A 9,145-nucleotide genomic window follows, 5' to 3' on the forward strand; every position below is an offset into this window, starting at 1 on the left:
AGCTCTTGTTTAGTCCCATACGGGACAAATAATTTACGTTGGCGTTTCTGTTTCGTTTAGTTTTCAAAGAACTATTTGTTTGTCCTGCCGAAGCAGCGACAAGATTTAGTATATCATCTTCATTCTTCGAAGTCAACTTCTTTTAAAATATTTTTCTCAAAGAAATTTAATTTCGAACATCGCATTAGCGACTTTTATAATATAACACTTTAATTCTTCGAAGTCAACTTCTTTTTATATTGATACTTGCCTACAAAAAGTGATAACTGCTTTTCCCTTTCCACAGGGAATTCCTATATTACTCCTTTTTTTAATAGAAGTAAACAGTCAAAATGCAAACAAATAAAAAAGGATCGGAAAGTATCCGACCCAGTCAGTGTGATTGTAAAGGCAGATTCTCCTTCAAAGGTTGCTGTTACTCTTCCATCCCAATTGGCCAAAATATATACCTGATACCTGAAGAAGATCATTTAATCTTCATTTGCTAATTCTTCTATACAATGTAGGAAGGCTTATGTTCAACTGTTCTGCCACTTTCTTTTTGCCTGTCGTATCTCTGCCAAGCTGATCCAATAGCTTTAGTATTTGCTCCTTTTCTCCCGTATGTTTCTTTCTTCTGCAGGATGTTACAGTCGATATTTGCTGAAGAGCATTCTTGTTTACCTTGCTTTTTATATAGGTCACTTAGATAGGAAGGCAAGCTTTTAACCGTGATCAAATCACATCTCCAATTGCATAAAGTGATGAACAACATTTTGTAGTTCACGTATATTACCTACCCAATGATTAGGAAGATTTGAGATGGCTAATGAGGGAACGATATTTCTTAATGAGATAGGTGACTTTTCTCTTCATCTCCAGGTGGTTTATTTGCGTTTGAACCTGTAAAAGCCCCTTTTATGTGTGCAAAAAGCTCATTTTCCAACAGCGATTCAGGTATAGCTGCGCAATTGATGGCGATGAATGGCCCGTCTTTTTCATCAATTAGCGTTGATATTTTTCTATTTACGACCCAATTTAGTTCATTTCAAGGGTAAAGCTAAGACAAAAAGAAATGGAAAATGCGACAAAACCCTAAAGTGCATGCAATTGAGCCTGCACTTTTCGGTATTTTTCCGATATCAAAAAGGATTGATTAAAGCTTGTTCCTGCATCTATAATATATTTCGAGACTAGAAAGAATTGAGGGAAAAAGGCTTATGAATCAAAGTGAAGTCAAAAAAGGTGCTATATATGCGGGCTTTTCCTATTTTATATGGGGTTTGCTGCCAATTTACTGGAAGTTTATTCAGCATGTCAGCGCAGAAGAGATATTAGCGAACCGAATTATTTGGTCATTCTTCTTTATGGCTGCAATTCTATTAATCACAAAAAAGTGGGGATTATTTAAAGAGACCATTCAAGGGTTTCGAACACATAAAAAGTTGATGGCAGCCTTAATAGTGGCTTCCTTATTAATAAGCGGCAACTGGTATATTTATATATGGGCAGTTAATAATGATCATATGGTTGAGGCAAGCCTTGGGTACTACATTAACCCGCTTGTAAGTGTTTTGCTTGGAATGATTGTTTTTAGAGAAAAATTGTCAGTATCGCAATATGTTTCGTTTGCTCTTGCCTTATTAGGTGTTTTGATTCTAACAATTTCATACGGCCTTTTTCCTTGGGTATCAATTATTCTAGCACTTAGTTTTGGTTTGTATGGCTTAGCAAAAAAAAAGATCAAGTTAGATGCAGATATAGGTTTAGCCCTTGAGACTATGGCCGTCACACCTATTGCCTTTCTGTATATGGTCTTACTTTCTTATAAGGGGGTACAGTCCTTTTTAGCCGTATCTATTAATACGGATTTTCTGCTTATTGGTGCAGGGGCCGTGACAGCCATACCGCTTCTCTACTTTGCCAAAGGGGCTCAGAGAATTCCTTTATCAACACTGGGATTTATTCAATTTTTATCACCGACGATTACGTTAATTCTTGGAGTATTTGTTTACCATGAGACTTTTTCAAAAACCCACTTCATTTCATTTATGTTTATTTGGGTAGCGATCACATTATTTACCTTATCGAAAATGAAATACTTTACACATTATGAAGGAAAATATAAAAAGAGCAAAAGTCTAGGAGCATGATTCCAACTGCTTAAGTCAGGTCTTATCAGGCCAGTTGTTTTTATTCGCGTATTTTTAGATGCCGACTTTTAAATAATTAATATTGTGTACCTTTAGGTATATTCATATTTTGGTTTTGAAATATATAATAATAGATATTTATTGAAAAATATTATATTTAAAAATATAGATATTAAGCATATAGTTTAAAATTTACAACCAGCCTCTTAAATAAATTGATTTTAAAAATATAAAAGGGATCCTGCCAATAATGCATTTATTGGCAGGATCCCCATTATTACTTTTAATATTAAAATAATAAAATCTTAATTGAAATTATCTCACTTGGCTATTTAATTATTCTCCCCAGTTAGCAAGTTCATTCGCACCGTTTGCGATTTCTGCCATCGAACTGCTGGACTGTTGTGTAGTGGGCCTTCCGAATTGATCGGAATGTGGTAAAGGTACAGATTGCAATAAGTTATTCAGGAAGTAATGCTAGATTAGTGTATTTAACGAAGAGTGGCTGTCTAAATAGACAGCCACTTCATATAATGATCCTTTACAAAGGATAATCATACAACATTATTTAACAGGATTCTCAACAACTACATTTGTGGAAACAAGATTAACTAGATTTGCAATTGTATCGCCTACAGGGCAATGGGCTTCAATATATTCTTTATATTCTTCAATTTTTTCTTCAGGGGCTGTTGTTTCAATATGAAATGTATATCTTATTGTTTGAAACCCTGGCCGCACATCAGATTTACCAAGAAATCCGTCAATGTCAATATCTCCCTCTACCTCAACCCAAAAGTTTTGAAGAGCTATATCAAATTTTTTCGCATAGGTTCTTGCTACGATTGACTGGCATGCCCCTAGGGCAGAAAGAAGGAGTTCAACCGGACTCATTCCTTTATCTGAGCCCCCTAGGCTTTCCGGTTCATCGATAATTACCTTATGACTTCTTGCCTCAGCTTCTACTAACACGTTCTCTTTTAAAAAAGTTTTTGCTTTATATGTAGATATAGCCAATATAAATCTCTCCTTTTTCATCAGGTTTTAATATTTTTTAATTCCTAGTAATTATATGCGAATTAATATATTTATATTATCATAAAATTTTTATATATTCAACAATTTGATTTGCTTTGTTAAGCTTGTTTTAGATTCATTGATAAGTAATTTCCCAAACGAATTTTAAGGGTGAAAGTAATATAAAGAGCTATGTTGTAAAAATAGCTACCCCACTTAATAATAATTGACCGGTTATTTGGAGTAATAATAATACTTACCTGTTCCATTAACATGTGGATAAGTTAACTTTCCGTATGTAATAAAATAATTTTATTGATCGAAGCGGCATTAATTCTATTGGAATGTCTTTTATATATAACGTTAAACAACCTTGCCTCAACTAAAAAATTAAGGCAAGGTTTCTTATGGGATCTCTTAGCTTTATTTCTTATGAAGCTTTTTAATTACTAATAATATAATATAAAACATTTTTTTAATTACACTTGATACCTTTTTCATAATGTTGATTTCCTTTAAAATTATGATGAGTTGATTAATTTCCTCTTCTATTTTATCGACCTTTACCCTAATAACCCCCTAATAAAGTTACTGATATATGTTACCACCAGATTTCTTAAACTGCTCAGCTTTTTCCTTCATACCTATTTCAATAGCTTCCTTCGTTTCAATTTTCTTTTCTTTTGCAAAGTTACGAATATCTTGTGAGATTCTCATACTGCAGAATTTAGGTCCGCACATAGAACAGAAATGTGCTGTTTTAGCACCTTCAGCAGGTAGCGTTTCATCGTGATATTCGATTGCACGTTCAGGATCTAAAGATAAATTAAACTGATCCCTCCAACGGAATTCAAAACGAGCTTTTGATAAAGCATCATCTCTTTTGTGTGCTCCTGGATGTCCTTTTGCCAAATCAGCAGCATGTGCAGCAATTTTATAAGTGACAACCCCTACACGAACATCATCTCTATTCGGCAAACCTAAATGTTCTTTTGGCGTTACATAACAAAGCATTGCCGTCCCATACCAACCAATCATTGCAGCTCCTATAGCAGATGTAATGTGATCATAACCAGGAGCAATATCAGTCGTAAGAGGCCCAAGTGTGTAAAATGGCGCTTCCTGACAAACTTCCAGTTGTTTATCCATGTTTTCTTTAATTAGGTGCATCGGTACGTGCCCTGGTCCTTCAATCATCACCTGTACATCATGCTTCCAAGCAATTTTTGTCAACTCACCAAGTGTCTCTAATTCTGCAAACTGTGCTTCATCGTTCGCATCTGCAATAGACCCAGGACGTAAGCCATCCCCTAAAGAGAATGCAACATCATAGGATTTCATGATTTCACAGATTTCTTCAAAGTGAGTGTATAAAAAGCTTTCTTTGTGGTGGTATAGACACCATTGTGCCATGATAGACCCACCACGAGAGACAATACCTGTTAAACGTTTAGCTGTTAACGGGACATACCGCAAAAGAACACCAGCATGAATGGTGAAGTAATCAACACCTTGCTCTGCTTGTTCAATTAGGGTATCACGGTAAACCTCCCAGGTAAGATCTTCAGCAACACCATTTACTTTCTCAAGTGCCTGATAAATGGGGACAGTACCGACAGGAACCGGTGAGTTCCGAATGATCCATTCCCGTGTTGTATGGATATTTTTCCCTGTCGATAAATCCATAATATTATCAGCACCCCAGCGTGTCGCCCAGGTCATTTTTTCAACCTCTTCTTCGATAGAAGATGAAACAGCAGAATTACCAATATTTGCATTAATTTTCACATGAAAGTTACGGCCTATGATCATGGGCTCTGATTCTGGATGGTTGATATTTGAGGGAATAATCGCTCGCCCCTTTGCAACTTCATCCCGTACGAATTCAGGTTTCATATTTTCTCTAATTGCGATAAATTCCATTTCGGGAGTGATAATTCCCTTTCTTGCATAATGAAGTTGTGTCACATTTTTTCCTTTTTTGGCCCGTAACGGTTTTCGCTTTAAACTAGGAAACGCATGACGGTTGGCGCGAGGATCCTTTTCATCTTTATAACCATTATCCGCTGGTGTCATTTCACGGCCATCATATTCCTCAACATCGCCGCGTTCTTGAATCCATGAACGGCGAAGGGCAGGAAGACCCTTAGTAATATCGACAGAATAATCAGGGTCTGTATATGGTCCGCTGGTGTCATACACACGCACTGGAGGATTTTCTTCTTCTCCAAACGTACCTGTTGTCGGGCTTAACTTGATTTCACGCATTGGAACTTTAATGTCCGGTCTAGAACCTGTTACATATACTTTTTCACTTCCGGAAAAATTAGACATGATGGAAATACTTTGATCGTTTAATGAGGATGTTGACATTGACATAATAAATCTCTCCTTTTATGAATATAAGGACAAGATAAAGAACACAACAAGTGGAGAGCTTATTAAAGCTTATGAAGTACATAAAAAAGCCGGTGTCCAATAAATAATTGGACCCGGCTATATGTATACAGAAGTAGTGTGACTATAATGACTAACTTCCCCACGCTGGTATGAACCAGATCAGGTCCCAAGAGTCAAGAAACTTCAACGTGTTTCTTTCTCAGCCCAACTTATTGGACTCCCCTAGTTATTTCTATTCTATTTGATTTTAATATACATGAAACTGCGTTAAAATAAAAGGAAAATTTATAAAATGAGAAAAATTCACTGAATTTAATTAAACGAGAAACCACCGCCCAAAGGTGGAGGATTACTATGAGTAATTGATAATCTACTGTTCATTTAAGCTTCTTTTAAAGGCTAATTTCTTACCCAGTGCCTTTAGTGTAAAAGATTTCTGGCCGGGTCTATATGTAGCTCTGGGACATCGGGCTCAACAGGTGATGAATATACTTAAAAAAATTGATAGCCCGTTACATAATCCCATCCACTATCTGAATACATCTCTATCTGTTCTAGTGTAATTCTCCTTTTTAAGGATACATCTATTCTGTACCTAAATTTTCGCTTCACCTTAGATAAAATAATCACGGAACTAATTTCAAAAAGTTTAAAGGAATTATGGTTAGATACAACCACTGCAAACTGAAGAATGTTATTTACCATTTTTATTGGAATTGCTCATTTTAAAAGGGATTTGACCTCTAAAATGGATCAAGGGCGGAATCACATTTTCCAGATGCTCCCCGTTATAAAAACTAAAATACTATGGGTACCTTAACAAACAGAAGTCCAATCCTCAGAAATCCCACCTTTTCCCCTACTTTTCTTTAAAAAGGATTACTTTTTATTATATTCAGGAACCCTTCGATATTGGGAGATAATTCTTTATCTTTATTACGGCTACAAAGATATACAGGGCGTTTTATTTCAATACCTTTAACCTTAACTCTCCCCAATTCCTTACGCTTCAAGTGTTCTTGTACTGCCAGTGAAGGTGCTAGCATTGTTCCATACCCAGCTATAACAGCACGGACAGATTCATTTAAACCATGAAATTGCAACCCTATGCGTGGAACCGTAACTCCATGAACCTTGCACAAAGAAAAAAGAACTTCCCTTGTAGAACTTCCTTCCTCTCTTAATAAAAATGGTTCTTGGACCAAATCAGATAGTAATACCTCTTTTCCATTGTATTTATGGTTTTTCGGGACAATAAACCAAAATTCTACGTCCATTAAGTGATGGAGGTTTAATTCTGTTTGTTTCCACTTTTCTTTTACTACAAAAGCAATATCAGCTTTATAGCGAAGTAATTTTTCGAGTACTTCATTTGAATTACCACTAAATAAATCTACATTTACCAAAGGTGATTCATTTTTAAACTTGGCCAGCCATGAGGGTAACAAAAAATTAGCTGGTAAATAAGTTGATGCTATTTGTAAATTTTCTAGCTCTCCATTCCTTAATTGATTCAATTTATTTTCTATGTCTTTTTCCATATCAAATAAACGTTCGGCTTGTTTAAATAAAAATTGACCCGAGTTGGTCAGTTTGATCCCTCTTCCTTCTGCCTCGATTAACTTCAATCCTGTTTCTTTTTCTAGATTTCGTATTTGAATGGTTACGGCTGGCTGACTTAGGGAAAGAACTCTTGCAGCCTCAGTAACGCTCTTTATGGACGCCACAGTAGTAAAAATCCGAAGAGAATGAAGGTTCAATGATTTAGCCTCCCATAAATTTTTTTTATAAAAATATTTAAAACATATATTAGACTTATCAATATTTATTTTATACTCTTTCTGTAAGGAATGGTAAAGGGGATTACTTAATGAATACATCTATCATTAAAGAAGAATTCCAACAGCATAGTAAACAAAAAAGTCAAAGCAAAATATATATGATTTTCTTTCTCTCATCTATGTCATTAATTGGCATTGGAACAGGGATTTGGGGAATAAAAGGAGGAAGCTTTCATCCTTTTGTTTTAATTTTTATTGGGTTAGGTGCCTCTTTCATGGGAACGTTAGCTGGAGGAGCTGGGCTAATTACGGTTCCAGGCATGATGTTAACCGGTATTCCAATTCAAACTAGTATTGCTACTAACAAGTTCTCCTCCGGTATAGCTGCACTTTCAAGTGTATTTTATCTAATCCGTCATAAGCAACTTACTGTAAAATCGATATTGAGAAATATATTAGTAGCACTTATAGGAGGGGTTGGTGGTTCATTACTAACGGCACATATAGACGAAAAAACAATGAATATTGTAGCATTCTTATTACTTTGTTTTGCATTAATCGTTACCCTGAAAAGTAAGGAGTGGGCAGCTAATATACAACTTGTTCATAAATCTCCTACCAATAAGTTGAGACTATATATCCCTTTATTTGTAGCTGCCTATGATGGGGGATTTGGGCCAGGCGCCTCCACATTTAGTATTCTTTATTATATGAAAAACAACCATACATATATGAAGGCTATCCAAATGACAAGGGTTTTAATTCTTGGAAGTTGCACCGGAGGGTTCATTGTATTTTATCAGACTGGATTTATCCATTGGTCTTATGCAATTCCTATGGCTATTGGTTCGATTATTGGTTCTCAAATAGGTCTTCTACTTTTACCTAAAATCCCTCAAAAAATAGCAAAGTACCTTTTACTCATAATTATCTGTCTCTTAATTATACAGATGATTTATAAATTAATTTAAATTGTATCTTCGTGCTCAACTTGGAATCCTAAAAAGCTCCATCATATAACGCATTCTTAATGGTATAGGGATAAGGTTACCCTTATTGATAAACAATGGACTGATCGAAAAAAATGACCAGTCCATGAATTTAATTTCTCGAACCATTATCCAGTAAGAACCGCAAGGACCATGAATATTATTATAGATATTTATACTTGTATTTTCTTATTACTAGCATGTTTTACAATTGATTCCACAAACAGCTGACAGCGATAAACATCTTGTTCTTGTGGCATCAGCTCGACTTTCAAAGTAGCAGTCAAGCTGGTGTGTGCGTAAAGCATATCCCGAAACCAATCGACGGCTCCACAATAGTTTGGGTAAAAACTATCTCCTGTTCCGAAAACTGCTGTTAACATATCTTTTCTATTAAGTGATTCAAACGCATGGTATAGTCGCCACATTTCCTTTGGGATCTCCCCATTTCCCCATGTGTAAGTACCTATTACGATTACATCATATTGAAGCAAATAAGATTCCTGAAACTCTTCGATCCGGTACATATCTGTGTCCAATGATTTTCTCAGGGAAATGCGATAAATTCCCTCAGCTAATTCTTTTGTATTTCCTGTTACTGATGTATAAACAATGGCAAGCTTCATTACAATTCATCAAATCCATTAGATTGTGAGACCTTTGAGTACGTTCTTGACTTTTGTTCAAAGAAATCTGACTTTGTCGCATTCATCATTTCATCACTAAAAACTTGAATCCAAGGCATTGGATTTCTTCTTTCCTCATAAAGATTGTTTAAACCAAGCTGTCTTAATCGCTTGTTTGCAAGATATTCGACATACCCTTC

At 35.5% G+C, this 9,145-nt stretch carries 8 protein-coding genes, 2 pseudogenes and 1 riboswitch; of the genes and pseudogenes, 3 read left to right on the plus strand and 7 right to left on the minus strand.

Annotated features, from left to right (window positions below):
* Window positions 1–493: 493 nt before the first annotated feature.
* Window positions 494–718, minus strand: coding sequence for a hypothetical protein (locus AC1Q59_RS24510; protein ID WP_492368488.1), 225 nt, complete (start codon window positions 716–718; stop codon window positions 494–496).
* Between the two features lie 83 nt (window positions 719–801).
* Here AC1Q59_RS24510 and AC1Q59_RS24515 point away from each other — a divergent pair, with 83 nt between their 5' ends.
* Window positions 802–888, plus strand: coding sequence for a sigma 54-interacting transcriptional regulator (locus AC1Q59_RS24515; protein ID WP_492368494.1), 87 nt, complete (start codon window positions 802–804; stop codon window positions 886–888).
* A gap of 19 nt (window positions 889–907) precedes the next feature.
* Here the strand turns inward: AC1Q59_RS24515 and AC1Q59_RS24520 are convergent.
* Window positions 908–997 (minus strand): annotated as a pseudogene (locus tag AC1Q59_RS24520) (sigma 54-interacting transcriptional regulator); the annotation flags it as partial.
* A 202-nt stretch (window positions 998–1,199) separates the two neighbouring features.
* Between AC1Q59_RS24520 and rarD the strand changes: the two are divergent.
* Entirely contained in the window at window positions 1,200–2,132 is a 933-nt protein-coding gene (gene rarD / locus AC1Q59_RS24525) for an EamA family transporter RarD (protein ID WP_492368489.1), read from the plus strand.
* Between the two features lie 564 nt (window positions 2,133–2,696).
* Here the strand turns inward: rarD and AC1Q59_RS24530 are convergent.
* The 3 genes from AC1Q59_RS24530 to AC1Q59_RS24540 all read right to left on the minus strand — a co-directional run bounded on the left by AC1Q59_RS24530 (window position 2,697) and on the right by AC1Q59_RS24540 (window position 7,309).
* The gene (locus AC1Q59_RS24530; protein ID WP_492368490.1) at window positions 2,697–3,149 is read right to left on the minus strand and encodes an OsmC family protein; all 453 of its coding nucleotides are present in this window, start codon (window positions 3,147–3,149) and stop codon (window positions 2,697–2,699) included.
* 588 nt (window positions 3,150–3,737) lie between these two features.
* Window positions 3,738–5,522, minus strand: coding sequence for a phosphomethylpyrimidine synthase ThiC (thiC, locus tag AC1Q59_RS24535; protein ID WP_492368495.1), 1,785 nt, complete (start codon window positions 5,520–5,522; stop codon window positions 3,738–3,740).
* Between the two features lie 146 nt (window positions 5,523–5,668).
* A riboswitch (TPP riboswitch) is annotated at window positions 5,669–5,783 on the minus strand.
* 635 nt (window positions 5,784–6,418) lie between these two features.
* On the minus strand, window positions 6,419–7,309 hold the full coding sequence (locus tag AC1Q59_RS24540; protein ID WP_492368491.1) for a LysR substrate-binding domain-containing protein: 891 nt from the start codon (window positions 7,307–7,309) through the stop codon (window positions 6,419–6,421).
* Window positions 7,310–7,419: 110 nt separating this feature from the next.
* Here AC1Q59_RS24540 and AC1Q59_RS24545 point away from each other — a divergent pair, with 110 nt between their 5' ends.
* Window positions 7,420–8,301, plus strand: a complete 882-nt coding sequence (locus AC1Q59_RS24545; RefSeq protein WP_492368492.1) for a sulfite exporter TauE/SafE family protein — start codon at window positions 7,420–7,422, stop codon at window positions 8,299–8,301.
* 191 nt (window positions 8,302–8,492) lie between these two features.
* On the opposite strand, the gene AC1Q59_RS24550 is transcribed toward AC1Q59_RS24545, so the two are convergent.
* Both AC1Q59_RS24550 and AC1Q59_RS24555 read right to left on the minus strand, forming a co-directional pair.
* Window positions 8,493–8,945 (minus strand): flavodoxin domain-containing protein, encoded by a 453-nt coding sequence (locus AC1Q59_RS24550; protein WP_492368493.1) that lies wholly within the window; start codon window positions 8,943–8,945, stop codon window positions 8,493–8,495.
* Window positions 8,945–9,145 (minus strand): annotated as a pseudogene (locus tag AC1Q59_RS24555) (ribonucleotide-diphosphate reductase subunit beta); the annotation flags it as partial. The gene AC1Q59_RS24550 and the pseudogene AC1Q59_RS24555, both read right to left, overlap by 1 nt.

The organism is Cytobacillus sp. MT66, assembly GCF_058792595.1.

What these genes read in the sequence shown, in the direction of transcription:
- AC1Q59_RS24515 (WP_492368494.1), top strand. Translation starts at nt 802, where the DNA reads ATGGCTAATGAGGGAACGATATTTCTTAATGAGATAGGTGACTTTTCT.
- rarD (WP_492368489.1), top strand. Translation starts at nt 1,200, where the DNA reads ATGAATCAAAGTGAAGTCAAAAAAGGTGCTATATATGCGGGCTTTTCC.
- thiC (WP_492368495.1), bottom strand. Translation starts at nt 5,522, where the DNA reads ATGTCAACATCCTCATTAAACGATCAAAGTATTTCCATCATGTCTAAT.
- AC1Q59_RS24545 (WP_492368492.1), top strand. Translation starts at nt 7,420, where the DNA reads ATGAATACATCTATCATTAAAGAAGAATTCCAACAGCATAGTAAACAA.
- AC1Q59_RS24550 (WP_492368493.1), bottom strand. Translation starts at nt 8,945, where the DNA reads ATGAAGCTTGCCATTGTTTATACATCAGTAACAGGAAATACAAAAGAA.